The sequence below is a fragment of the Sporosarcina sp. So3-204 genome (genome assembly GCF_058068165.1).
In genome coordinates this window covers 1353606-1380091 of sequence record NZ_CM176485.1, presented here as the reverse complement: position 1 = coordinate 1380091, position 26486 = coordinate 1353606, and the positions used below count along the sequence as shown (strand labels likewise).

General features: G+C 36.9%; 29 protein-coding genes. 6 read left to right on the top strand and 23 right to left on the bottom strand.

Annotated elements, in window-relative coordinates:
* Positions 1-44 precede the first annotated feature (44 nt).
* The 4 genes from AC3RV6_RS06625 to AC3RV6_RS06610 form a co-directional block, all read right to left on the bottom strand.
* Positions 45-776 carry a pseudouridine synthase gene (locus AC3RV6_RS06625; RefSeq protein WP_489748659.1) on the bottom strand — a complete coding sequence of 244 codons (732 nt, stop codon included), beginning with the start codon at positions 774-776 and terminating at the stop codon, positions 45-47.
* A 125-nt stretch (positions 777-901) separates the two neighbouring features.
* The gene (locus tag AC3RV6_RS06620) at positions 902-1891 is read right to left on the bottom strand and encodes a D-alanyl-D-alanine carboxypeptidase family protein (protein ID WP_489749204.1); all 990 of its coding nucleotides are present in this window, start codon (positions 1889-1891) and stop codon (positions 902-904) included.
* 5 nt (positions 1892-1896) lie between these two features.
* Positions 1897-2517, bottom strand: a complete 621-nt coding sequence (gene scpB, locus AC3RV6_RS06615; RefSeq protein WP_489748658.1) for an SMC-Scp complex subunit ScpB — start codon at positions 2515-2517, stop codon at positions 1897-1899.
* On the bottom strand, positions 2504-3259 hold the full coding sequence (locus tag AC3RV6_RS06610; protein ID WP_489748657.1) for a segregation/condensation protein A: 756 nt from the start codon (positions 3257-3259) through the stop codon (positions 2504-2506). The genes scpB and AC3RV6_RS06610 overlap by 14 nt, the downstream gene beginning before the upstream one ends.
* A 43-nt stretch (positions 3260-3302) precedes the next feature.
* On the opposite strand from AC3RV6_RS06610, the gene AC3RV6_RS06605 reads away from it, so the two are divergent.
* Positions 3303-3830 carry a DUF309 domain-containing protein gene (locus AC3RV6_RS06605; protein ID WP_489748656.1) on the top strand — a complete coding sequence of 176 codons (528 nt, stop codon included), beginning with the start codon at positions 3303-3305 and terminating at the stop codon, positions 3828-3830.
* On the opposite strand, the gene AC3RV6_RS06600 is transcribed toward AC3RV6_RS06605, so the two are convergent.
* The 12 genes from AC3RV6_RS06600 to AC3RV6_RS06545 all read right to left on the bottom strand — a co-directional run bounded on the left by AC3RV6_RS06600 (position 3827) and on the right by AC3RV6_RS06545 (position 14287).
* On the bottom strand, positions 3827-4189 hold the full coding sequence (locus tag AC3RV6_RS06600; protein WP_489748655.1) for a GNAT family N-acetyltransferase: 363 nt from the start codon (positions 4187-4189) through the stop codon (positions 3827-3829). The genes AC3RV6_RS06605 and AC3RV6_RS06600 overlap by 4 nt on opposite strands.
* Positions 4190-4357: 168 nt before the next feature.
* Positions 4358-5695 carry a diaminopimelate decarboxylase gene (lysA, locus tag AC3RV6_RS06595; RefSeq protein WP_489748654.1) on the bottom strand — a complete coding sequence of 446 codons (1338 nt, stop codon included), beginning with the start codon at positions 5693-5695 and terminating at the stop codon, positions 4358-4360.
* Positions 5696-5767: 72 nt separating this feature from the next.
* Entirely contained in the window at positions 5768-7225 is a 1458-nt protein-coding gene (locus AC3RV6_RS06590) for a spore germination protein (protein ID WP_489748653.1), read from the bottom strand.
* 13 nt (positions 7226-7238) lie between these two features.
* Positions 7239-8012 carry a SigF/SigG family RNA polymerase sporulation sigma factor gene (locus tag AC3RV6_RS06585; RefSeq protein WP_489748652.1) on the bottom strand — a complete coding sequence of 258 codons (774 nt, stop codon included), beginning with the start codon at positions 8010-8012 and terminating at the stop codon, positions 7239-7241.
* Positions 8013-8015: 3 nt separating this feature from the next.
* Positions 8016-8462, bottom strand: coding sequence for an anti-sigma F factor (gene spoIIAB, locus AC3RV6_RS06580; RefSeq protein ID WP_489748651.1), 447 nt, complete (start codon positions 8460-8462; stop codon positions 8016-8018).
* A complete protein-coding gene (locus AC3RV6_RS06575; protein ID WP_489748650.1) occupies positions 8452-8805 on the bottom strand; it encodes an anti-sigma factor antagonist in 354 nt (117 codons plus the stop codon). Before AC3RV6_RS06575 ends, spoIIAB begins: the two co-directional genes overlap by 11 nt.
* A gap of 323 nt (positions 8806-9128) precedes the next feature.
* The gene (locus AC3RV6_RS06570; protein WP_489749203.1) at positions 9129-10433 is read right to left on the bottom strand and encodes a pyrimidine-nucleoside phosphorylase; all 1305 of its coding nucleotides are present in this window, start codon (positions 10431-10433) and stop codon (positions 9129-9131) included.
* Between the two features lie 10 nt (positions 10434-10443).
* Positions 10444-11628, bottom strand: a complete 1185-nt coding sequence (gene deoB / locus AC3RV6_RS06565) for a phosphopentomutase (protein WP_489748649.1) — start codon at positions 11626-11628, stop codon at positions 10444-10446.
* Between the two features lie 18 nt (positions 11629-11646).
* A complete protein-coding gene (gene xerD / locus AC3RV6_RS06560) occupies positions 11647-12549 on the bottom strand; it encodes a site-specific tyrosine recombinase XerD (protein WP_489749202.1) in 903 nt (300 codons plus the stop codon).
* Between the two features lie 79 nt (positions 12550-12628).
* Positions 12629-13081: a ferric iron uptake transcriptional regulator gene (fur, locus tag AC3RV6_RS06555; RefSeq protein ID WP_489748648.1), complete on the bottom strand. Its 453-nt coding sequence runs from the start codon at positions 13079-13081 to the stop codon at positions 12629-12631.
* Positions 13082-13171: 90 nt separating this feature from the next.
* The gene (locus AC3RV6_RS06550) at positions 13172-13687 is read right to left on the bottom strand and encodes a hypothetical protein (protein ID WP_489748647.1); all 516 of its coding nucleotides are present in this window, start codon (positions 13685-13687) and stop codon (positions 13172-13174) included.
* Positions 13688-13741: 54 nt separating this feature from the next.
* Complete coding sequence (locus AC3RV6_RS06545; RefSeq protein WP_489748646.1) at positions 13742-14287, bottom strand: NUDIX hydrolase; 546 nt, start codon at positions 14285-14287, stop codon at positions 13742-13744.
* Between the two features lie 70 nt (positions 14288-14357).
* On the opposite strand from AC3RV6_RS06545, the gene AC3RV6_RS06540 reads away from it, so the two are divergent.
* Complete coding sequence (locus tag AC3RV6_RS06540) at positions 14358-15263, top strand: aldo/keto reductase (RefSeq protein ID WP_489748645.1); 906 nt, start codon at positions 14358-14360, stop codon at positions 15261-15263.
* A 36-nt stretch (positions 15264-15299) separates the two neighbouring features.
* Positions 15300-16202 carry a DMT family transporter gene (locus AC3RV6_RS06535; RefSeq protein ID WP_489748644.1) on the top strand — a complete coding sequence of 301 codons (903 nt, stop codon included), beginning with the start codon at positions 15300-15302 and terminating at the stop codon, positions 16200-16202.
* A 68-nt stretch (positions 16203-16270) separates the two neighbouring features.
* Here the strand turns inward: AC3RV6_RS06535 and AC3RV6_RS06530 are convergent, their stop codons facing one another.
* The 7 genes from AC3RV6_RS06530 to AC3RV6_RS06500 all read right to left on the bottom strand — a co-directional run bounded on the left by AC3RV6_RS06530 (position 16271) and on the right by AC3RV6_RS06500 (position 22831).
* Entirely contained in the window at positions 16271-17812 is a 1542-nt protein-coding gene (locus AC3RV6_RS06530) for an S-layer homology domain-containing protein (protein WP_489748643.1), read from the bottom strand.
* A gap of 38 nt (positions 17813-17850) precedes the next feature.
* Complete coding sequence (locus tag AC3RV6_RS06525; protein ID WP_489748642.1) at positions 17851-18246, bottom strand: hotdog fold thioesterase; 396 nt, start codon at positions 18244-18246, stop codon at positions 17851-17853.
* Between the two features lie 199 nt (positions 18247-18445).
* The gene (gene thiD, locus AC3RV6_RS06520; RefSeq protein WP_489748641.1) at positions 18446-19276 is read right to left on the bottom strand and encodes a bifunctional hydroxymethylpyrimidine kinase/phosphomethylpyrimidine kinase; all 831 of its coding nucleotides are present in this window, start codon (positions 19274-19276) and stop codon (positions 18446-18448) included.
* 185 nt (positions 19277-19461) lie between these two features.
* Complete coding sequence (locus AC3RV6_RS06515; RefSeq protein WP_489748640.1) at positions 19462-20259, bottom strand: ABC transporter ATP-binding protein; 798 nt, start codon at positions 20257-20259, stop codon at positions 19462-19464.
* Positions 20237-21262, bottom strand: a complete 1026-nt coding sequence (locus tag AC3RV6_RS06510) for an ABC transporter permease (RefSeq protein ID WP_489748639.1) — start codon at positions 21260-21262, stop codon at positions 20237-20239. Before AC3RV6_RS06510 ends, AC3RV6_RS06515 begins: the two co-directional genes overlap by 23 nt.
* Before the next feature lie 18 nt (positions 21263-21280).
* Positions 21281-22297, bottom strand: coding sequence for an ABC transporter substrate-binding protein (locus tag AC3RV6_RS06505; protein ID WP_489748638.1), 1017 nt, complete (start codon positions 22295-22297; stop codon positions 21281-21283).
* 360 nt (positions 22298-22657) lie between these two features.
* Positions 22658-22831, bottom strand: coding sequence for a Spo0E family sporulation regulatory protein-aspartic acid phosphatase (locus AC3RV6_RS06500; RefSeq protein ID WP_489748637.1), 174 nt, complete (start codon positions 22829-22831; stop codon positions 22658-22660).
* A gap of 253 nt (positions 22832-23084) precedes the next feature.
* Between AC3RV6_RS06500 and AC3RV6_RS06495 the strand changes: the two genes are divergently transcribed.
* The 3 genes from AC3RV6_RS06495 (at position 23085) to AC3RV6_RS06485 (ending at position 26462) form a co-directional block, all read left to right on the top strand.
* On the top strand, positions 23085-24575 hold the full coding sequence (locus AC3RV6_RS06495) for a catalase (RefSeq protein ID WP_489748636.1): 1491 nt from the start codon (positions 23085-23087) through the stop codon (positions 24573-24575).
* A 461-nt stretch (positions 24576-25036) separates the two neighbouring features.
* On the top strand, positions 25037-25903 hold the full coding sequence (locus AC3RV6_RS06490) for a YitT family protein (protein WP_489749201.1): 867 nt from the start codon (positions 25037-25039) through the stop codon (positions 25901-25903).
* Between the two features lie 223 nt (positions 25904-26126).
* Positions 26127-26462 (top strand): DUF5658 family protein, encoded by a 336-nt coding sequence (locus tag AC3RV6_RS06485; RefSeq protein WP_489748635.1) that lies wholly within the window; start codon positions 26127-26129, stop codon positions 26460-26462.
* The last annotated feature ends 24 nt before the right edge of the window (positions 26463-26486 follow it).

Genomic DNA, 26486 nt, shown 5'->3' with positions numbered 1-26486 from the left:
GACACATAAAATAATTGAATGAACTGTGAACAATTAGTAGTTATTCATCCAATTTTTCCTGTTTCAGCCAGTACACGTAGTTGCTTCACTTCATGCAACGAAAGTTCACGTGCATCACCAGCATTTAAACCGCGAGTCGTTAATTTTGCAAACTCTTCTCGTTTCAAACTATCTACAGGACAACCAATCGCATCAAACATACGTCTAACTTGGCGATTTCTACCTTCATGAATAGTAATTTCTACAAGTGTCGTATTAGTCTTTTTATCAAAGGCTCTCATTTTCACATTTGCAGGCGCTGTCATACCGTCATCCAGTTCAATACCCCGTTCAAGTTTCTTTATCGCATCTCGTTCAGGCATTCCTTTTACTTTTGCAATATACTTTTTCTTTATCCCAAATTTAGGATGCGTCATTAAATATGAAAATTCACCATCATTTGTCATAATAATAATACCTGATGTGTCAAAATCAAGACGTCCTACTGGATACAGTCTCTCCTCAACCTGTGGAAAAAAATCAAGTACAGTTTTTCTTCCTTTATCATCATGAGCTGTTGAAATAACGCCTTTTGGTTTATAAAACAGAAAATAGACTGGTTTCTCTTTCGTGATTTGTACACCTTCAACCTCTACTCTGTCAGATGCAGAAACCCTCGTTCCAAGCTCTGTTACAATAACGCCATTAACTTTTACTTTACCGTCAACAATAAGTTCCTCTGATTTTCTTCTAGAAGCTATTCCTGCGTGTGCCATTACTTTTTGTAGTCTTTCCATGTTTTCACTCCGTCCTACTTACTTTGAAAAATTATGTCATACTTTACGATAAAATAAAAGGAGACTGTCCTATATTAGGACAGTCTTCTTTATTTAGACATATTTAGCTAATTTTTAATTAGATATTATTGTTTAATAATTATCGGAGAAACGAGTAGTGATTCGTTGTCTAGTGATACTATCCATTTCCCTAAACTTTCCTTCTCCTTTCCACGTGGAATGCTTACAACATGAGAAATAGATGCTTTCTCACCTTTTTTTAAGAGAATACGTATAGGTGATTCTAATTGGCCTAAAACACCTGGTAATATGTCATAAGTGCCTTTTTTAGCAACTGTTACAAGATTATATGACTTAAATGTTTTTTCAGCTAAATTTCTATGTGTATTCCAATCATTACCATCATTTAAAGTAACAATAACAATTTTCTTTCCATCTTTTTCGAAATAAGTCGCAAGTGTTCGACCTGCAATTTTTGTGAATCCGGTTTTCCCAGCAATGGCCGTTGTTTCAGAACCAATAAGACGATGTTTATTGCCCCAAACATGCGTTTCACCATTTTTTTTAAACGTATAACTCTTCGTTGTGGTTATTTCTCGGAATTTTTCATTACCCATCGCTATGCTAAGCATCAAAGCAGTTTCATAAGCGGTAGACAAATGAAGCTCATCACTCAGACCAGAAGGGTTTGTAAAGTAAGTATCTTTCAAACTATATAACAGTGCTTGTTCATTCATCAACTTAACAAAGCCATCCATTGAACCACCTGAAAACTCAGCTAAAGCATGTGCAGCATCATTCCCAGACCTCAGCATAAGCCCATAGAGCAGTTCTTCAGCATTCACTGACTCACCTTGTTGTAAATAAATTGACGAGCCCTCTGCGGATGCTGCTGCAGGTGAAATTTTTGTATCAGCAAGAGGTGAACCACTCTCAAGAACTGTATAAGCCGTCCAGATTTTTGTTAAACTAGCAATAGGTAATCTTACATTTTCATTAGACCCTTCTAATAGTCTGCCAGTATCCGAATCAATAACAGCCCATGCTTGTGCCGCAGAAGCCTCAGTTGAACTAGTAAATGTTACCAGTAATGCAAATAGGACGACGATGAGCATCCGTTTCAAGAATCATTTCCTCCTCCAATATTAGTAATTGCAAATGCTTCTTGAAATTGTGTCATAAACAAATCTGTGTGCTCTTCTTTTTCTTCATCTTTAAGATTTAATGGGGGTAATCTATCTAGTGATTCTAGTCCAAACCGATCAAGAAAAAGTTCTGTCGTTCCATATAAAATTGCACGCCCACTCCCATCTGATCGACCTTTTTCCATAATGAATCCCCTTGATACAAGCGTATGCATTGGCCCTTCCGATTTAACACCACGAAGATCGTCTATTTCAACACGGGTGACAGGTTGTTTATAAGCAACGATTGCCAGTACTTCTAAAGAAGCTTTCGTCATGGTCTGTGGCGAGGGGTTTTCAAGTAATCTTTTTATATCTTCAGCATAACTTGCCTTTGTAACAAGACGATACGCCCCACCAAACAACTTTATTGTTAGGCCGCCCGTGGTTCGCTTTTCATATGCCATAAATAATTCATCAAGCGCTTTTAATACTTCACTTTCGTGGACCTCGGTTAATACAACTAACTGCTTTATCGTTAATCCTTCATCCCCCGCTATAAACAGAAAACTTTCAATCATTCCTTGTAATCGTTCAATTCCATTAATCGCTTTCACGCTCCCCACAAAAGGTTACAGTTAGATTGCTAAAGTTATCAGACTGCGCTACATTTATGTCGCTACGTTTCATTAATTCAAGCAGAGATAAAAATGTAACGACTAGTTCAGCTGTATTGCCTTTTTCGAAAAACGCATAAAAATCGCACTTACCGCCGTTTCTTTCAAGTTGTTCCATGATTTCATCCATCTTATCTCCGACAGATCTTTCTGTTTTCGTTATACTAGCAGTTAGGGGTGCCTTCAACCGATTACGTTCGACCATTTTCTGAAATGCACCGATAAGGTCGAAAACATTTAGACTTACCTCGGTGCCTACTGCTAATATTTCACCAAATTGTGCTAGATCTCCTGGCGCTTTCGTGAAATAATCAGATCTTTCATCTGCAGAATCTTTCAATCGACCTGCTGCTTCTTTATATTTTCGATATTCAAGAAGACGTGCCACAAGTTCATCTCGAGGGTCTTCCTCAAGCTCATAATCAAAATCTTCTCCAAAATCTTCACCTTCATGGACGGGTAGTAGCATTTTACTTTTGATTTCAATTAGCGTTGCAGCTAAAACAAGATATTCGCTTAATTCATCCAGTTGCAGCACACGCATCGCATGTAGATGTTCTATGTACTGCTCTGTCAATTCCGCCATAGGAATATCGTATATATCAATTTCAAGTCTGTTAATTAAATGTAATAATAAATCTAAAGGTCCTTCAAAAGCATCTAACTTAACTTTATATGTCATTGTACTCCACCTATCTAACAACCATTTTGAGAGGAATGAGGAAATGAATCCACTTCACAATCATTACTTTATAAATTTTATTGTTTATTTCAATGAGAATCAAGACTTTTTCGAAGGTCATGAAGTTCTTGAAGAATACTGGAACACTTTTCCGCACAGAAATAAAGAACATCCGCTAGTTGGCTACATCCTTCTATCAACAGGAATGTACCATTGGCGCAGAGGAAATATAACCGGCGGTCAACGAACTTTAAAAAAGGCACTAAAGAAATTCCGTGAAATCGAATTAGAAAATCCAACCTTCACAGACGGTATTGATTTTAAGAAACTACTCCTTTGCACAGATATTGCTTTACAGCGTATCGAAAACAATAGATCATTTCATTCATTCCCAATAACAATACTTTCTGACGACATTTATTCTCTTGTCAAAAAGATAAAACCACAGATGAAACTTCTGCCTTTCGGTAGTGATGACCTTATTCATAAACATATGCTAAGAGACAGGTCAAGTATTCTTCAAGCACGTAACGAGAAACTCGACGAAAAAAAGAAGGGCAGACGTTATTAATCTGCTCCTTCTTGTTTAATAGGACATTTTTCTAAAAATAATTTTGTTTCTTCATTGCTCTTACATTGTTTTCCCGGGAATTGTTCTTGAAGTTTCGTCACCATTTCCTTACCAATACCTTCACCCCTAAATGATGGATTAATAGAAATATGGTGTACAGTATATTCTTCATAACTAATTTCAATGCCGATTAACCCTATGAAATCTTCATCGTTCTTCCAAAGATACAATTGCCAACTATCATCTGTTTCATAAATTTCAATTGTGTCTTGTAGCAATTTAACACTTCGTCCACCTGGCATGTATGAAAGGAGGCCCATTGCAATTTTCTCATAGGTTTTCTTATAGCGTATAAGCATAAATTGTACCCCTTCTTTTCTAAAAAAGCTTTTGTCAAAGCTTATAATAACGACAGCACTTTTTCAACGATGAACAATTATCTAGGATCAATTATTGGTACAATAAAATACCAATACAATGCTCCCCAAACAATAGATACGAGTAGAATAATAAAGAAAAGGATCCAATTACGCCTTTTCAAATCTTTCGCCCCGTTTCAAACTTTTTAATGAGATATCAAGTTTAGTAATATCTTCATATGTTTCTCTTCTTAAAGCAAGCTGATGTGTCCCATTTTCTACAAATACAACAGCTGGTTTAGGGAGGCGGTTATAATTACTAGCCATAGAATAACTGTATGCACCTGTACAGAAGGTCGCGATAATATCTCCAGCTGTCGGAAAAGCGATATATGCTTCTTCAATCAATTTATCACCTGACTCACAGCATTTACCAGCAATTGTGACTTTATCTGTTTGAGGCTCATGCATACGATTTGCAGTAACAGCATTATAATTTGCACTATACAAAGCGGGTCGAATATTATCTGACATACCACCGTCTACAGCTACATACATACGAACGCCCGGTACTTCTTTCGTACTTCCAGCAGAATATAGTGTCGTGCCTGCATCTCCAACAAGTGATCTACCTGGCTCAATCCAAATTTCAGGTACAGGATAATTCGATGAACGTGTCATTGTTAAGACAACTGTCGCCATCTCTTCGACATATTTAGCTGGATTTAGGGGCTTATCTTCTTCAGTATACCGAATGCCAAATCCGCCACCTAAATTCAGTACACGACAAATAAAGTCGTGATTGTCACGCCATGAAATCATTTTCAACATAAGTACTTCTGCCGCGAAACGAAAGGCATCTGTTTCAAAAATTTGAGAACCTATATGGCAATGCATACCTAATACAGTGATGTATGAATGATTTTTCAACTGAAGAAATGCTTCATCAGCTTGTCCATTTTTTAAATCAAAACCAAATTTAGAATCTTCTTGACCTGTTGTAATATAGTCATGCGTATGTGCCTCAATACCTGGTGTGACTCGTATAAGTACATTCATTTCTTGTTTTCGTGTTTCTGCGATTGCCTTCACTAGTTTAATCTCAGAAAAGTTATCAACAACAATACATCCAATCTTTTCATCAAAAGCCATTTCAAGTTCAGCATAGCTTTTATTATTACCGTGGAAATGAATGCGCTCCCTTGGGAATCCAGCACGGGCTGCAGTATATAACTCTCCACCTGATACAACATCTAAAGATAGTCCTTCTTCTTCAGCTATCTCATAGATAGCAATTGAAGAAAAAGCTTTACTAGCATAAGCTACTTGAGCTTGTATACCAACCTTCTGAAATGTTTCTAGAAAGGCTTTCGCACGCTCTCTAAATAATGCAATATCATAAACGATAAGAGGCGTACCGTATGTCCTTGTTAATTCGACTGAATCGACACTTCCAATAGTTAAATGCCCTATATCATTGACCGATTGTGTTCCGTAAAGATGCATGGTACCTTCTCCTCCTATAATGACAACTGTGTAGCATTTTATCATAGACTGAGGAGAAGTTGCAATTATCTATTAGCCACGGTCACGATTTGGTGAGTTTGTAATAAACGGACGTGGGGCATCCGATGTCATTGGAAAACGAACAATAATACGCAACATCGCTTTAGGGAAAAATGGAACTGCTGGCCATAAATAAGGAACTTTCATTGGGTGTAATGAACATAAATAATAAAACAAAATCACTATGGATAAGAAGAAACCAGGTGCACCTAATAACGCGGTTGATAACAAGATACCTATCCTAAATATTTTCACTGTAATACTTAGTTCATAAGAAGGGATCGCAAATGTTAAAATCGCACTTATCGCGGTATATAAAACAACTTCTCCTGAAAAAAGTCCGACGTCGATAGCAACTTGTCCAATGACAATTGCTGCAACTAGACCCATGGCCGTAGACATAGGTGTTGGCGTATGAATAGCAGCCATTCTTAGTACCTCGATTCCTACATCCGCAATTAATAGTTGCACAAGAAGTGGTACATCACCCATTTTTTCCGGACCAATATAACTAAGTGATGCAGGAAGATAGTGCTGTTTTGTGGCAAGTAAATACCAGAATGGTAAGAGGAGAAGACTGAGTGCGGTTCCAGAAAAACGAATCATTCTGACTATCGTTCCTATTAATGGGGCTTGTCTATACTCTTCAGCATGTTGAAGATGATGAAATATAGTAATTGGTACAAGTATAATTGATGGCGATGTATCTACAATAATTGCGATATGTCCCTCCAATAGATGCGCAGCACAAATATCGGGCCTTTCAGTATAACGCACGAACGGCATAGGGTGAAAGCCTTGTTTAAATAACCATTCCTCTAGCGATTTATCTGTCATTGTCAATCCATCGTGGTTAATCTCATCAAGTCTTTGTCGTATAAAATCAAGAAATTCTTTATTTGCTATGCCATTGATAAAAGTTATAGCAACATCTGTTTTTCCTCTAACACTTGTTTGATGCATTTCAAATCGTAAATCCTCTGTTCTAAGCCGCCTTCGAATCAAAGCAGTGTTCGTTAGAATGTTTTCTGTAAATCCATCGCGCGAACCCCTAATCACTTTTTCGTTATCTGGTTCTTCCGGCTGTCTACCCGGGTAAGTTCTAACGTCTACAGTAAAAGCATAACCACTCGGAGTAATAAAGCCTGCTATTCCGCTCAAAATCGAAATCAAAAACTCGTCTTTATCTTCAACCGCAGTCACTGAATGATAAGGAAAATAAGATAAAAACCGCTCACCTTCATTATCTTTTTCATCACGTTCTTTTTCAACTTGATTCCACTGCATTTCAGTTAATATATTGGTGAGTACAGCTCCATCTACTAGTCCATTAATATATAGGAGTAACGCAGGCATGTCCCATAAATGTACGGGACGTGCTTCTGCATCAAATGTCTCACCTTTACCAAACTTTTCTTCAAACCACTTTTCTCCATCTTTTATCGAAAGGAAGACTTTTTTCATTTTCATAATCCGTCCTCGCCTAAACTATACTTTCATCTACATTCGAATCCATCCATAACTTAAGTTGAGCTAAAATCTTCTTCTCTAGTCTTGATACCTGAACTTGTGAGATGCCGATTCGTTCAGCAATATCACTTTGTGTACAGTCCAGATAATAACGCATATAAATAATTGTTTGATCCCGTTTATTTAATTTAGAAATGACATCACGAAGTGGGATATGATCAAACACTCTTTCGGATCGGTCATCACGTAACTGATCCATTAACGTTAAGCTATCCCCTTCACTTTCATACAACTTTTCGTGCAATGAAGCGGGATCTCTTAGCGCATCGGATGCCAGTATCACATCATCTATTTTCACTTCTAAGATTTCAGCTACTTCCGACAATGTAGGAGATTTCCCCGTTTTCTTCACATAATCATCTGTAACGTGACGAATTTTAAAGCTTAATTCCCGAATGGATCGACTAACTTTTACCATTCCATCATCACGTAAAAAGCGTTGTATCTCACCAACAATCATCGGGACCGCGTAAGTAGAGAATCTGACATTGTAAGATAAATCAAACTTGTCAATCGATTTCATTAAGCCGATACAACCAATTTGAAATAAATCTTCCGGGTCGGCACCGCGAGAGGCGAATCGCTGGACAATAGACCAGACTAGTCTTGTATTTCCTTCAACCATTATCTTACGCGCTTCCTTATCGCCCTCCTGTGAGATCTTAATTAATTCCCGCATCTTCTCTTGGGTCAATAAAGCATGCTTTTTCTCAACGGATGTGTCCATACGTCACCTCATTCTGCTCGTTTCCGTCACCGGCGAAAATATTTTTTCAAATTTTACAACCGTTCCAGTTCCTGGCGCTGACTCGACAGATAAACTATCTGAAAAGCTTTCCATAATGGTAAAACCCATACCCGAACGCTCCATACTAGGTTTAGTTGTAAACATCGGCTCCATTGCAAGCGTTAAGTTATCAATACCTGCTCCTTCATCGCTTATTGTCATCGAAACCTTGTTGTCATCCATATTTGCACGGATTGTTACTATGCTCTTTCCATCACATTCATAGCCATGAATAATTGCATTTGTCACGGCTTCCGATACAATCGTTTTAAATTCAGAAATTTCTTCGATTGTCGGATCGAGTGGGGTAATAAAGCACGTCATTGCCATCCTTGCCAGCGCTTCATTTTCCTCGATTGCGACGAATGATAACGTCATTTCATTGTTCATGTACGACCCCTCCAATTTCCTCAATCGCTGTTTCAACTGTGCAATATCTAATATTTGAACCGAGACCTGAGAAATTAAATATTTTCCCCATTGTTGTAGAAGGATTTAAAATTAACGTCTCTCCATCTATCGAAGCAAGGTCACGCATTCTTCCAAGAATAAGTCCAATACCCGCACTATCCATAAAGCCAAGTCCTTCTAAATCCCATATCACCGCTCTCACTTGACCCGTGAAAATAGATGAGGATATGTGAGTGCGGATTCGATTAGCCTCATGATTGTCAAGCTCCCCGTATAGTGTCGCTATTAATATGCCGTTGTTAACAATTTCGATATTTGCCATAGTGAACCCCTCCCTCTTTCGCATTATTCCACATATATGAGAGAGAAACCTTTTCCACGACAAAACTAGTCACTAACTTCGAAATGTTCCTACTTTTCGACAATGATATGTTCTGCTTGAAGTATGTACGAGTTTAGATCGGTTTACACATAAAATAAAAAAAGCTATCTCATTTGTCGGTTTTATTACACCAATCAAACGAGATAGCTCATGTTATTCAGTTAATATAAGTTGAAGTAAATATTCCAGTCCCCTGCACGCTGTTGTTTTCCACTTCAAACAACTAGTATATTAAATAATTTGAAAACTTTAGTTCAACATGTTTAGCTTGTAATTACTTTCCCAATTAGTTGTGGTCTTTCAACTGCATCATCATTTATAATAATATGCTTTTGAAGTAATTCTTCAGTGCGATTAACATCTTCTGTACTGGAATGTATTACTGCAATTGGTTCGCCACGTTTTACGCTATCCCCAATTTTTTTCTCCAATACAATACCTACTGACAAATCTATTTTATCATCTTTTGTCGCGCGACCTGCTCCTAATAACATAGCTGCAATTCCTATATCATCCGCATCCATCTTTGTAATATAGCCCGATTTAGTAGCTAGTACTGGCACTTTATATTTAGCTACTGGCAAAAGACTTATATCATGGACTATAGCTTTGTTTCCGCCTTGCGCCTCAATTAAGCTACCGAATAACTCAAGTGCACTACCGTCTGCGATAACTGACTCCAACATGACTCTAGCTTCTTCAAGTGACTCTGCTTTACCGCCAACGACAACCATTTGACTTCCAAGCACGAGACATAACTCCGTTAGGTCTTCAGGTCCCTTACCTTGTAAAGTTTCGATTGCCTCAATTACTTCTAATGAATTACCAATTGCTTTCCCAAGTGGTTGACTCATATCCGAAATAATAGCCATCGTTTTCCTACCAACTTGATTGCCAATTGCAACCATCGAATGGGCAAGTGCGATTGCATCTTCTTCCGTTTTCATAAAAGCACCGTCACCTGTTTTTACATCAAGAACTATCGCATCAGCACCGGCGGCAATTTTCTTACTCATAATCGAACTGGCAATTAGTGGAATACTATCTACCGTTGCAGTTACATCACGCAGCGAATATATTTTTTGATCCGCGGGAGTTAAATTACCACTTTGGCCAATAACAGCTAACTTTAAATCATTTACTTGTTGCACAAATTCTTCATTTGTTAACTCTATATGGAATCCTTCAATCGCTTCCAGCTTATCAAGCGTTCCACCTGTATGACCTAAACCACGACCACTCATTTTAGCTACCGGCACACCACATGCAGCAACTAAAGGTATGAGGCAGAGTGTAGTTGTGTCACCTACACCTCCAGTTGAGTGCTTGTCCACTTTAATTCCCGCTATTGATGATAAATCAATCTGTTCACCCGAGGACACCATAGCCATCGTTAAAGACGCCTGCTCCTGTGCATTCATCCCTTTAAAGTATACCGCCATAAGAAATGCACTCGCTTGATAATCAGGTATCTTATCAAGCGTATAGCCATTTACGAAAAAAGTAATCTCTTCGTTAGTTAAAACATCACCGTTTCGCTTTTTCTCAATAATATCAACCATCCGCAACATCGCATGTTCACCCTTTCTTTAATTGAGGAAGAAAACTGTTACCATACTTAGGCATTTTCACATTAAAGTTATGTGCGATTGTTGCACCAATATCTGAAAACGTTTCATTTTGAGGCATTGAACCGCCAGTTTTAAATGAAGGTGAGTAAACAAGAAGTGGAACATACTCACGTGTATGATCCGTTCCTTCATGCACAGGATCGTTGCCATGATCTGCAGTGATGATTAGTAAATCATCAACAAGTAACTCACCCATAATTTCTTCTAATCGAGCATCGAACTCTTGAAGCGCATTACCGTAACCAATCGGATCTCTACGGTGGCCAAATAAAGCATCGAAATCTACTAAGTTTGTAAAGCTTAGCCCCTTAAAATCTTTCTTCATAACGTCTAATAATTTATCTACACCATCCATATTACTAATCGTACGAACAGAGTCCGTTATGCCTTCTCCGTTAAATATATCGTCTATCTTTCCTATTGCAATCACATCATAACCGCTGTCTTTAAGCTCATTCATAACTGTGCGTTCAAATGGTTTTAAAGCATAATCGTGCCGGTTAGTTGTACGTGTAAAGTTCCCAGGTTCACCGATGAAAGGACGAGCTATTACACGACCTACTAAAAACTCGGGTTCCAATGTTAGTTTACGTGCGATTTCACAAATCCTATACTGCTCTTCAATCGGTATAATACCTTCATGAGCCGCAATTTGTAAAACAGGGTCTGCCGATGTATATACAATGATTGCACCTGTTTCCATATGCTCTTTACCATATTCATCAATAATCGCAAGTCCGCTTGCTGGTTTATTGCCAATTACTTTACGGCCCGTTTGTTCCTCAAGTTTTGCAATAAGTTCAGATGGAAAACCATTTGGATATACTTTAAAAGGTTTATCAATATTTAGCCCCATCATCTCCCAGTGACCCGTCATTGTATCTTTCCCAACAGACGCTTCCTGCATTTTCCCATAATAAGCAAGTGGTTGATCAATCTTTGGGATTCCTTTTAATTGACGAATATTTGACAAACCAAGTTTCGACATATTAGGCATGTCCAGGCCATTCATTGCTTCAGCAATATGACCAAGCGTATCTGCGCCTGTATCACCAAATAACCCTGCATCAGGTGACTCACCAATACCAACAGAGTCAAGCACAACTAAATGAATTCTATTAAAATCTATCATATTACAACCTCCAATTATTTAAGCACGTGGATGAAATTTAACATATACTTCTTTTAATCTTGTTCTACTGACATGTGTATAAATTTGAGTCGTTGAAATATCTGCATGTCCAAGCATTTCTTGAACTGCTCTTAGATCAGCGCCATTTTCAACTAAATGTGTAGCAAAGGAGTGACGTAATGTATGCGGTGTTAATTCCTTTAAAATATTGGCCTTATTTGCATGCTCTTTCAATAACTTCCCGCAACCTTGTCTAGTCAATCTGTTACCACGCATATTAACAAATAGAGCATCATTTGATGTCTTTAATTTTGCAATAAATCCCGGTCTTACTTCATTGACATAAAGTTCGCAAGACTCAATCGCTTGTCGTCCAAGCGGAACAATTCTTTCTTTTCCGCCTTTCCCGAAAATACGAACAAATCCCATCGATAGATGTATATCATCTATGTCTAAATTTATAAGCTCACTCACGCGCATTCCAGTTCCATATAATAGTTCTAACAGCGCCTTGTCCCTTAAACCCTGTGGCCTCAAACAATCAGGTGCTTCAATTAATGATTCCACCTCTTGCATGGATAATACACGCGGTAACTTTTGTTCCAGTTTTGGTAATTCAAGATGCACAGTTGGATCACCTGTAGTTACCTTTTCCCTTAGTAGAAATTGATGAAATGATCGAATCGAAGAAATATGTCTTGAAACAGAACGTGCTGACATTCCTTTGTCTTTCAAATGCTGTAAATAAGTCAAGATTTCCACCCTTGTAAGCGATTCCATTGCTTCATATCCAGCTTGTTCCATAAACATTATATAATAATTAAGATCACGTTCATAGGATGTTATAGTATTCGTCGCTAGTTGCCGTTCAACCTTTAAAAAATGTATATAATCCTCAAGTCCGAATCTAGCATCCTGAATAATAATCCCCCCCTACCGAAAAAACTATTAAAATACCAAACAACAAAAGGGACAGCTTTACGCTCTCCCCTTATCCTAATTATTCTTCACTCTCAACTGACTTACATCTATGGCAAATCCCATGAAAAGTAAGCCAATGATCTTTGATTGCAAAATCCCAGCGTCGTTCAACAATCTTTTCTACTTCTCCAAGTAAATCTTCTTGAATTTCATCAACCGTTCCACACTCAATACAAATTAAGTGATGATGAAAATGTTTAGCGCCTTCTTTTCTTAGGTCGAATCTTGAGACGCCATCCCCAAAGTTAATTTTATCAACAATTTTTAAATCGGTCAGTAACTCCAACGTACGATATACGGTAGCTAGCCCTATTTCTGGCGCTTTCTCTTTAACAAGTAAAAAGACATCTTCAGCACTTAGATGGTCCGCCTCATGTTCAAGGAGAACCAAGACCGTCGCTTCGCGTTGTGGCGTCAACTTGTAGCTGGCACCATGCAATTGTTTTTTAATTCGATCGATCCGGCTTTCCATAAGACGCCCCCCCAAACTGTACTTATTATAACAAATACAGTTTGGGGATGACAACAGAAAGGAAGTATTGCTACCTTTAAACTTTAAAGTCTATTTAATTAAAACATAAAAAATTACCAGCTCTAGCGCTGTAATAATAGCCGTTAAGATTAGTAAAAAGGGCGCAGTCTTAACGTTTCTCTTCTTTTTCCCCATTGTTCGCATAAAAAAAGGTGGGCTAAGAACTGCACAAAACACTAAAAAAAGAAAACATATAACAAACTGAAAAGGGAACCACCAAACAGAATACACAAATATCTTCATACCCGACGCGAGTAGATAACTAGATGACAAGCCAAAAAGGACTGACTTTAATGCGCCAATAAAAATAACCATAAACCGAATTCTTTTAAATCTTGACAAAACAAACGCCAGTAAAAAAAATAAAACTGTCACAAGAGCTGGCCATATCCATAATACCTCATGTCCGTCAACAACCCGGGCATCTAATAGAGCTAGGACCTTTTCCACAGATATTGCTGGCAATTCCCGATATAATAACGTCCCACCAATATAACCGACAGCAAGAATTACAAATAAGTGAATAAATGATAAGGAACGGATCATTGACTGCACCTCCGCTTAGTTATTACAGCGTATGCTCGTCCGACAATAAATAGTTCACTTTTGCAATTTATTTTTTACAAAAATAACTGCAAATGCGGTTTTAGCATCAAAAATTTCGCCATTAACAACTAATGCTTCTGCTTCTTCAATTGTTAATTCCAGTAGCTCGATAAACTCGTCTTCGTCACCATCTGCTGGGTTTTCTATCTCATAAAGTTCCTCAGCTAAATAAAGATGAATAATCTCATTAGCAAAACCCGGGGATGTCGCAAATGATTGAATATAGGAAATTTTTGATGCGCCGTATCCGGTCTCTTCTTCAAGTTCACGAATCGCAGTGACTTCAGGCATTTCACCTACCTCAATTCGCCCCGCAGGGATTTCGACGATTGTACGGTCAAGCGCTTTACGAAATTGGCGTACGAAAACAATTTTACCTTCCTTTGTAATGGGAATAATTGCAACAGCACCCGAATGTTTGACTAACTCGCGTTTCGTTCTTTTCCCATCCGGAAGTTCAACTTCCTCAACCCTTAGTGAAATAATATTACCATCATAAATTAATTCGCTAGATATTGTTTTTTCTTCAAATTTCTTCATAGTAATTGACCCTCTTTCTAGAACTTTTCTTGCGTACATTGTAACATGAAAGGAAATGGGGTGTATATTTATGAAAAAGAGAGAACTTGGTAAAAGTGGTTTATTCGTCTCTGAACTCAGTTTAGGGACGATGTCACTTCCAAGTGAATTAAAAGTCGCTAAAGAAATTATCGATACTGCTCTTGATGCAGGTATTAATTTCATAGATACCGCTGATTTATACAACAACGGTAATATCGAACAACTTGTCGGGCAGATATTAAAAGGAAAACGTCAAGATATCATTCTTGCAACAAAAGTCGGTAATCGACTAAATACCGATGGTCATGGATGGTCATGGGATCCCTCTAAAGCACATATTACTGACGCAATTAAAAATAGTTTGATGCGTTTGGAAACTGATTATATCGACTTATACCAACTTCATGGTGGAACTATGGAAGACGATGTTGAGGAAGCAATAGATACCTTAGAAGGGTTAAAGAAAGAAGGCCTTATCAGACAATATGGCATTTCCTCCATTCGACCAACTGTCATAAAGCGTTTTCTTGAAAAGGGATCCGGCATTTCAGTTATGATGCAATATAGTTTGCTCGATAGAAGACCCGAAGAATGGTTCCAGTTGATAAACGGGATGGATGCATCTGTTATTACGAGAGGCACTGTCGCAAAAGGATTATTAACGAGTGAAGGGGTATCGCGTGCGAAGTCAATAGATGGGTTTGTAATTTATAAATCGGCAGAATTACTAAAAATCATACAAAGTTTAACAGAGAAAACTGAATTTCTACAAGCCGCTTCAATTGCTTTCGCATTACAAGATAGAACCGTTGCTACAGCACTTGTGGGTGCTAGTTCAAAGGAGCAAATCACCGGTTCAATAAATGCCTATGAAAAAGGCTGTTCAACTACAGCATTAAATGAATTAAGAAATCTAGTTGCAAAACATCAATATGGAGAACACCGGCTTGTTTAGGTGTTCTTCTTTCTAGAAGAAAAGGAGTGTGTTGGAGTGAACAGAATTCCTCCTTTCGTTTTACTACTAATTGCAACAATTTTATGGGGTGGCAATTTCGTTATAGGAAAAGCTGCCGCAAGTGATTTACCACCTTTCACATTTTCTTTTTTGCGTTGGTGTACAGCATTTATAGTCTTTTTACCTTTTGCTTGGCCATCCTTAAAACGTGACTGGCCTGAAATTCAAAAATATTTCCCAATCGTCATTCTCATGGCAGTTACAGGGGTAGCAAGCTTTAACACACTAATTTACATTGCCTTGCATCATACAACCTCTATAAATGCTTCGCTCGTGAATACATCTACGCCTATTATTATTTACATTCTATCTTTCTTAATATTTAAAGAACGTTTAACAAGAAATCAAATTATCGGGACAATACTTTCATTAGCAGGTGTTTCTTTTATTATTGCGAAAGGTTCTTTATCAAACTTGATCGAATTCACATTTAACGCTGGGGATTTAATCGTAATTATCGCAGTTATATGTTGGAGTATTTACTCGATACTAGTAAAGCACTATGCAACTAAGTTACCTGGACGCGCAACATTCCTTGTATGTATTTTCATAGGTATATTTATGTTATTACCATTCTTTATTTATGAGACTACCAACGACGATTTACAAATAATATGGTCTGCTACTACTTTTTCTGCAATCTTCTACACTGGTATATTCTCTTCAATAGTAGCATTTCTTGCCTGGAATACAGGCGTAGTTAAGTTAGGCGCTAATCGAGCAGGAATTTTCCTAAACTTCATTCCAGTTTTCGCTACACTATTTGCTGTTCTATTTATCGGGGAATCACTTCAATTATTTCAAATAATTGGCGGCGTATTCGTTATTCTAGGGGTTATTTTAACAACAAAGTCTAAGCTTAATAAACAGCTTATTTAAAATTACAAATAACCTAGACCTTGTAAATAAGGTCTAGGTTTTAAGATTGCAAACAAAATATTTAAAGGTTATTTTAAATAACTTCTCGCACCTGAAAATTCCGCTTTATAAGGTTGTGCATTAATTGAAATAATCTCCACAGTCTTTTTGGGATTTGGAGAGTGAATCATTTTCCCATCCCCAATATACATTCCGACATGATGGACTTTTCCTTTCCCATTATTATGTGCAAAAAAGAGAAGGTCACCTGGCTGTAAATTAGATTTAGTTACTGCGGTACCGTGGTTTGCTTGAACTGTTGAATCCCTCGGAAGATTTATCCCATGTTGTCTGTATACTGTATAAGTGAAACCAGAACAATCGAGTCCGAAACCTGATGTACCGGCCCATAAGTAAGGTAATCCCAAAAACTCTTTAGCTGTATTAACAATATCCTGACGTGTTGGTACTGGAATTATCTTTTCAGAAGAGAACACTTTTGCATCTTGCTTCCTTAAATATTTCACACCATCTTTAGGTGTTTGAACTTGAAACCATATTTCATCTTCCTTAATTATTGGTAAAATTGTATTCATACTAACTGACATAAATACCGATTTTGTCGAATCAGAATTAAAAAGAGTCGTAGTAGGTTTACTAATTATTGCTTCTTCACATGTTTTGTAATTTTGATATGCCTCAGTAATATGAGATTTGGGAACCCAACCTGGATAACCGTTTTTATTTTTAAGCGAATACTGATCTTTCACTGCAATTTCATACCAATCTCCTCTACTTTGTAAAATGACAACTTCTTGTCCATACAAAGCTTGTGTTTCAATTTTCCCAACCAACCAGGACTTTTGAGGAACACTCATACTACTTGTCCATTTAACCAAATCCACTTTCGGCGCTATAGATGGCTGATCAATTGTTCGTGTTTTATTCGGCATGCTCCAAAGTGTTGTAACCGCAACACTGACATAATTACTTTTCGTGTTATTCGGAATTTGACAACTAATCGTTTGAATAAATTTTGGATTTAGTACTCTTGCTAGAAAAACAGCAAAATGTGCTCGCGTAATTGGTGCATGAGGTCTAAATGTGTTGTCTGGGTAACCTGTTGTAATATTGTTATTAAATAATATTTTAATAGAGTTAGAAGCCCAATAATCAGATTTAACGTCTCTGAATGAATAGGCAGATTCACCGTTTAATTCAAAAGCTTTTACTAGAATTCCCGCCATTTGACCCCTAGTTAAAAGTGCAGATGGATTAAACTCACCTGCTTGATTCCCTTGCATAATTCCTTCATCGACAATTGTCGAGATTATTGAATAGTCCTGCATTTCTGGAGTCACATCTATAAAGTTAGTTGACGGTCTATTTTCAACATCTAAATTAAGTGCTTTAACAATCATTCTAGATGCCTGTAAACGAGTTATTTGTTTATTAATACCAAAACTTCCATCGGCATAGCCCCTAGTTATTTGCCGCTCTGCTAAATACTCAATCTCAGTTTTAGCCCAGTAATCCGGTAATACATCTTTAAACCGTTTTGCAGCAGAGACATTTTCTATATTAAAACAAAAAACAAAAGCTATTAATAATGATATAAGTAACTTCTTCATGTAATAATGCTCCTAACTATTTTCACTATAACCTGTTGTTAATTCCCTGACGGTCTAATCGCAACTGTACAACGTGAAATACAAATTAGTCTTTCTTCTTCATCAATAATCTTAATGTCCCATACCATTGTCGTACGTCCTTTATGAAGAGGTGTAGCTATAGCAGTTACAATACCATCTTTCTTACTGCGTATGTGGTTAGCGTTTATTTCCAATCCGACAGCAATCTCATTTTTTTGATCAATTAAATTCCAAGTAGCTACGCTTGCTATTGATTCTGCCAAAGCGACAGATGCACCTCCGTGAAGCAGTCCAAAAGGTTGATGTGTTGCCGCATTTACTGGCATTGTTGCAATTGCACGTTCTGCAGAAAGCTCTTTAATTTCAATACCTAAAGCACTTAACATTGTGTCTTGAATTGATAGTAATTCCATTTAATTCAGCCTCCAGCGTAATTTTTATAACAATATGCTCAGCCTAAGCTTACATGACTTTTTACTATATTAATAGACCTTTTCGGAAAAATTCAGATTTATTAAATAAGGAACTTGCAGGTAGTCATCTTTACAATAATAAAAAAATAAAAAAGCACGTAAATAAATACGTGCTTTTAGTGTTTAATTGACTATTATATTAAGCATTTTCAACTATAACCTTTACTTCTAGTTCATCATACTTCCCGTACGCTGCATGATAAGTTGGGCCAACGCCTCTCTTGAAGCTAATCGAATGTCGGATAGCGGCTGTTATGAATTTTTTCGCTTTTTCAACAGCTTCAGGAACAGACTTTCCTTTCGCAAGCTCTGCCGTAATTGCAGCAGAATATGTACATCCTGCTCCGTTCGTATGTATTGTATCAATCCGTGGAGCTTCTAACATATAAAACTGATCACCGTTGAATAATACATCCACTGCCGGTCCATCTAAACGACCGCCTTTTACTAGTACATATTCAGGGCCCATTTTCCGGATTTCCCTTGCAGCTTCCTTTAAATCTTCAACCGTTTTTAATTCTTCAATACCCAACAACCAAGCTGCTTCAGGCATATTTGGTGTAATAACTTTTGCGAGTGGAAGTAGCTTCATTTTTAAAGCATCCATCGCATTCGCTTCTAGTAATGTAGAATTCATTTTCCCAATCATAACTGGATCCACCACGATATTAGTAACTTTAGATTCCTTAATCCACTTTGCTACATTTATAATTACTTCTTCTGTAAATAACATGCCTGTTTTAATAGCATCAGCGCCAATATCAGTTAAAATTGTATGTACTTGAGCTTCGATTGCTTCGATTGACAATGGAAATGTTCCTTGTCCCGTTCGGGGATGCGGTGCAACAATTGCTGTAATCGCACTCATTCCAAATACATCAAGCTCTTGAAATGTTTTTAGGTCTGCCTGAATACCTGCCCCACCCCTAGCAGCAGAGCCCGCAATTGATAATGCACGATATGTTGTCATTGAATCACTCCTTAAATTGAAACTTTTCATCATTATACCATTGTTAATTATTATTTTTAAATGAGTAAAAACAATATTGTAAATTCCATTAAAGCAATTTTAATGGAATAAATTAACACTTTTTAAACTTTTCTAAATTATAAAAAAAGCAGCGAAGGCTGCTTTTTCATAATTTTTCATTAAAATTAAACCGATAACAACGCTGCATCGTTATTGAGCATTTCACCACGTATACGTTGAAATTCTGCCATTAACTTAGCAATCGTTAAGTCTCTCTTTTCTTCGGCTTCGACTTCTAAAATAATTTGCCCCTTATCCATCATAATAAGCCTATTCCCTAAATCTAAAGCTTGTTGCATATTATGCGTAACCATTAGAGTAGTTAATTGGTCCTTTTCAACAAGTTTTCTCGTTAAACTAGTAATTAACTCAGCTCTCGCGGGATCTAGAGCCGCAGTATGCTCATCAAGCAATAAAATAGAAGGTTTGGTAAACGTAGCCATTAAAAGAGAAAGCGCTTGACGTTCCCCACCGGAAAGCATTCCGACTTTTGCATTAAGACGGTCTTCAAGATTTAAATGAAGCGTCTCTAGTGCTTCACGAAAATATTCTCTACGTTTCTTCGTTACGCCTTTTCTAAAACCACGTTTTTTGTCTCGTGAATAAGCCATTGCTAGATTTTCTTCGATTGTCATCGCCGGAGCAGTCCCAGCCATTGGATCTTGAAATACTCTTCCAATCATTTCTGAACGTTTATATTCTGGTAATTTAGCGACATTCTTTCCTGCAATTTCAATTGTACCGAAATCGGGTGTTAAAGCCCCGGAGATCATATTCATCATCGTCGATTTCCCTGCACCATTACTACCAATCACTGTAACAAAATCACCCGTTTTTAAGTGGAGATTAATTTGATCCAAAGCAATTTTCTCGTCAGGAGTAGCTTCATTAAAAATTTTATTAATCTGTCCGAGTTTCAGCAATGGAATCCCCCTCCTTTAAACGTTCAGCATGACGCTTGGCTTTTCTATTTTTTTCTCGTCTCTTTTCAAAAAACTGAGGTAAAATTAAAGCACCAATTACAATAACAGCTGTAATTATTTTCATATCCCCAGTATCAAGGAACTTGACTCTAAGCGCGAGACCAAGAACTATTCTGTAGATAATCGCACCTGCAATTACCGCCAAAGTTGTACGCATAATCGTTTTTGTACCAAAGATAGCTTCACCTATAATGACTGAAGCTAATCCGATAATAATCATACCGATACCCATACCGATATCGGCAAATTTAGAGTACTGAGCGATTAGCGCGCCAGAAAACGCAACAAGTGCATTAGAAAAACCTAAACCTATAATGACCAGCGTATCTGTATTCGCTGAAAAGCTACGGATCATTTTCTTATTGTCACCAGTAGCTCTTATTGCAAGTCCTATTTCAGTTTGTAAAAGCCAATCTACTACGTATTTAATAATTAAAGTAATAATAATCATTAAGAATAATATTCCCCAAGTAGTAGGCAAGTGCTCGAAACCCATTTTGCTAAAAACGCTTGTAATCGCTTCATCTACACCTAACGAACTCCAAAAAACATAAAACTTACTAAATAATGTATCTGCGTTTAATAATGGAATATTTGGTCTACCAACTGAACTTTCAGTAGTCAACCCCATTATTCTTAAGTTAATTGAATATAAGGCAATCATCATTAAAATACCCGATAATAGCGGATTAATTTTCCCTTTTGTATGTAATAAACCTGTTACACAACCTGCTAAAAAACCAATAATAATAGCTACTATTGTTGCAATAGCTGGGTGGTAACCAAAGAATACCATGGTAGCAGCAACTGCTGCGCCTGTTACAAAACTTCCATCTACCGTTAAATCCGGAAAATCTAACACCCGGAATGATAGATACACTCCGAGTGCCATAATTGCATAGATGATCCCTTGCTCAACAGAGCCAAATACAGCTGAAAACATTGTAGAATCATCCCCTAATTATTCACTAAATTCAGCTTTCCACTCGTCTTTAATATCAAGATTAATTGCAGCTGCTGCATCTTTATTCATTACAAATCTTAAGTTTTGTGGATTTTGAACTGGTGAATCTGCCGGTGTTGTTTCACCTTTTAAAATTTTAACAGCCATTTCTCCAGCTTCATATCCGATGTCATAGTATTCAAAACCATAAGCAGCTAAACCACCACGTTTAACGGAATCAAATTCGCCAACCATCATTGGTAAATCATTATCGTTAGCAACAGAAATTACCGATTCCAGCGCAGATACAACTGTATTATCTGTAATGATATATAAAGAGTCAACTTGTCCAATTAATGATTCTGTTGCTTGTTTCACATCTGCAGAAGTCGCTACTGAAGCTTCTACAACAGTCATATCCATACTTTCCAAAAGTTCTTTAACGCCATCTACTTGAGAACGTGAATTTTGCTCTCCAGAGTTAAAGACCATTCCAACAGATTTTGCGCCTAGTTCTTCTTTTAAGAACTTCATTGTATTCGGAATTGCGTCTGGGTGAGTATCAACAGTCCCAGTAACATTACCACCAGGCTTTTCATTTGATGCTACCAATTCAGCACTAACAGCATCTGTTACAGAAGTAAAGATAATAGGTATTTCTTGTGTTGCACTAACAACTGCTTGTGCGCTAGGTGTTGAGTTCGCAAAGATCAAGTCCACGCCAGCACTAACAAGATTATTTGCAATTGTTGTGTTTGCACTATTATCGTTTTGCGCATTTTGAATATTATATTCTACATCGAGTCCTGCATCTTCTATCGCTTGTTTAAAGCCATCAAATGCAGCGTTTAACGATGGATGCTCTACTATTTGTGTAACACCAATTTTAAAAGTCTGGGCATCCTCAGTCTTATTTGGTTCTTCTTTCTCACCTGAATCAGTTGAAGCATTCTTATCTCCACCAGTTCCGCATGCAGAAAGAATTAGCATAATACTAAATAATGCTATCGAACTTTTCATCCAATTTAACTTCATTTAATTTCCCCCTTTTAACATTTATCACCCTAAACTATTTACTAATTTATCGGCAATAACCTAACGTAATAGTACACTGAGCGCAATATTTAGTCAATATGTTTTAGAACAGGATAGGTTTATAAAAACACATCTTCCTTTTATAGAAGAAAGTATTTTATCTCTTAAAAATAAACACTGTTCATAGGAGGACAAATAATAACATTAACCTTCAATTATTAACAGTTGTTCACGTACTTTTATTCATATTTTCGGGTAGATATACCGATTAAGGTTTTAAGTAATATAACGCGGATTGTTAGGCCTGTCTACTAGTTTATTATAAGTATTTCTAGCAACGATTTAATTACCGGGAATATTTCAGCCGAAATTGGAATAGATTCTTTGATACTTATTAATAAGAATGTCTACTTTTTGACTATGCGCTACCACTCTTGGGTGCGTAAAGCCAAAACTTTTTGCCGACGCGTACATCACTTGCTTTCTAATCTTAATTTGACTTTTTAAAATCTTTTTACACAATAAGTTTCTCACTATTACTCCTCCAAATTGTTATTTTATAGGTAATTATAAACTTAATAGTCATCGTACAATAATTAACTTAATAATATTGTCGAATTTTGACTCTAAAATAAATTTAACACTTCTGTCACAATTGAAATCATTACCTTTATTATAAAGGTTACTTATAAAGAATGATTACAATCTAATAACTAGCATTCATAAAAGTTATTTGCTATAGTTATATCAATTACGATACTTCTATTTTAAAAAGGGGGAAATACTAATGACTATTAATGAGAATGATAATCAAAGAAAACTAACGACTGCTGCAGGAGCACCTGTTGTCAACAATCAAGATTCAATGACTGCAGGACCCAGAGGACCGATGTTATTACAAGACGTTTGGTTTTTAGAAAAACTTGCTCATTTTGATAGAGAAGTTATTCCTGAACGCAGAATGCACGCTAAAGGTTCAGGTGCCCACGGGACTTTTACCGTTACACATGATATTACCAAGTATACAAAGGCTAAAATATTCTCGGAAATTGGAAAACAAACAGAAATGTTCTCTCGTTTCTCAACTGTAGCAGGTGAACGTGGCGCCGCTGATGCTGAACGTGATATTCGTGGTTTTGCGCTAAAGTTTTACACTGAAGAAGGTAACTGGGATATGGTCGGAAATAACACACCTGTTTTTTTCTTTAGAGACCCATTAAAATTCCCAGACTTAAACCATGCAGTCAAACGTGATCCACATACAAATATGAGAAGTGCGACAAATAACTGGGATTTTTGGACTTCTTTACCTGAGGCCTTACATCAGGTAACAATTATTATGAGTGAACGTGGTATTCCCAAAACACTTCGACACATGCATGGATTTGGTAGTCATACGTATAGCATGATTAATGAGAATAATGAGCGTCATTGGGTAAAATTCCACTTCCGTTCACAGCAAGGAATAGAGAATTTAACCGATCAAGAAGCCGAAACACTTGTTGGTAAAGACCGCGAAAGTCATCAGCGCGATTTGTTAAACAGCATCGATAATGGTGACTTTCCAAAATGGAAAATGTTTATCCAAGTAATGACAGAAGATGAAGCGTTAGAATTACCGTATAATCCATTTGACCTTACGAAAGTATGGTATAAAAAAGACTTCCCATTAATTGAAGTTGGAGAATTTGAATTAAATCGTAATCCCGATAACTATTTTGCCGAAGTAGAACAAGTAGCTTTTACACCTGCTGCAATTGTTCCTGGTATTGGTTTCTCACCCGACAAAATGCTTCAGGGTAGATTATTCTCATACGGCGATGCACAACGCTATCGTTTAGGCGTCAATCATCACCAAATACCCGTAAATGCACCAAAATGTCCGTTCCATAGTTATCATCGTGATGGCGCTATGCGCGTTGATGGAAATAAAGGAAGTACTCTTCACTATGAGCCAAATAGCTATGGTGAATGGAAAGAGCAACCCGATTTTAGAGAACCACCATTAAAACTTCGCGGTGATGCCGACCACTTTGATTTCCGTGAGGATGATAGTGACTACTTCACACAACCAGGAAAACTTTTCAATTTAATGGATGATAGTCAAAAACAAGTTCTATTTGAAAATACAGCTCGTAACTTAGGCGATGCCCCAAATGAAATTAAAATTAGACATATTAAGCACTGCTATTTAGCTGATCCAGCTTATGGAGAAGGCGTTGCAAAAGCAGCTGGTATACCAATGAGTGACGTACATGAACAAGTAGAATCATTGTAATAAAAATAACCGGATTCAAACACACATTGAAGTTGTGTTTGGGACCGGTCTTTTTTTGTTTTTTTTTTGAAGAGTTGCTGAGTATAAAACCCGATATATCACTTTGCAGTGTTACAGAGTGATTGGCCAACACTCTTATTACTTCTATATACTTCTAATCGTTATACTAATAGTTGTTATCTAATGAGTGAAGTCTTTCATCAATGTTGACCCTTCTCCCACAAATAGTGTAACTTCCTTGGATAATATATGCATGACTTCATTGCCATTCATAATAAAGTTTATTCATACTAACATACTTGAAATCGAAAGCTTAGACTTTTTAACTATAGAAACCTGTATATCGCTTGCAAGTAAGTTCTTCTCTAATATTACAGTAACTATTCTTCTTTATTATGCGGCATTTCAATTGTTCGAATGACCACTTAAGGTTTATACTTAACCAAAGGAGATGTACGATCATCATGACAAAGACTCATAAAAAAGAGACGCTATGGCACTTAATCGGACGGTATTTCCTAATTTCAATAGGTGCTACACTGGCAGCAGTTGCTCTTGAACTTTTTCTCATTCCAAATTCTGTAATCGATGGTGGTATTATCGGGATTTCACTTATCTTAAAGTTCTTAACTGGAATCCCCTTTGGTATTTTGATATTAATCATTAACATACCTTTCCTGTTTTTTGGTTATAAACATATCGGTAAAAACTTTTGCATTTCATCTACATATGCAATCACATTTTTGGCAATCGTTGAAATCCCACTCAAATCTGTCGGTGCATTCGTCACCGACCCTCTTCTCGCAACTGTTTTTGGTGGTTTAATATTGGGTGCTGGTGTCGGCCTCGTCATTAGACACGGAGGTGCATTAGACGGAACTGAAATTCTCGGTATTTTACTAACAAAAAAAATCCCGTTCTCCGTTGGTGAGTTTGTTATGTTTTTCAATATTTTCATTTTTGGATGGGCAGGATTTGTCTTAGGATGGGAAAAGGCAATGTACTCCATAATCACCTATTATATAGCTTCTAAAGCAATTGACTCCGTTATCCAAGGATTAGATGAAACGAAAGCAGTTATTATCGTATCGGACGAGTATGAAGAGCTAGGTGAGGCTATAAATGAACGCTTAGGCAGAAGCGTGACAAAATTACATGGTAAAGGCGGTTACAATGATAATGAAAAAGATGTTATTTATGTAGTTGTAACACGCCTTGAAATTTCTAAATTAAAAATAATCGCACACGATATCGACCCCACTGCATTTTTGACTATAATGAATACACAAGAAACACATGGCGGTAAATTCAAATCTGCTATTCACTAACAAATTTATTGTATATTTTTCAATTAAAAAGAATGGTTACATGAAAAAGTATTGAATATTTTCACTTCTCATCTATCTATTTCATTGATTTAGTAACAAAATAATATCACATAGTGTATAAGCCTTCCTTAAACTCCATAAACTTACTACAAAGGAGTGTTAAGGAAATTTTATCATTCCTTCCAAGATGATTTATCATTTTGAATCCGAGGAGTGATACATTATGCAACTAAAATTTCTTTTTTCAACGCAGTCAAAACTTGTTAAAGCCACACTACTTCTATTCGTTTTAGCTATTTTCGATACAATTTTTACCGACTTCGGAATTCAAAATGACCATATTGAAGAAGCGAATCAGCTCATGAAATTTATCTACGACACAAGTATTGTCAGCTTCTATGTAATTAAAATCAGTCTTCCGTTAATACTGTTGTATTGTGTTACTAAAATTAAACCAAAACCTTATCTGCGTTTACTAATCGGCTCTGCCCTACTGCTTTACTTGGTTGTGCTTTCTCAACATATTTTTTGGATCACTATTGTGATAAAAACTTATTAACGATAACATAGCGGAAAGTTTTAA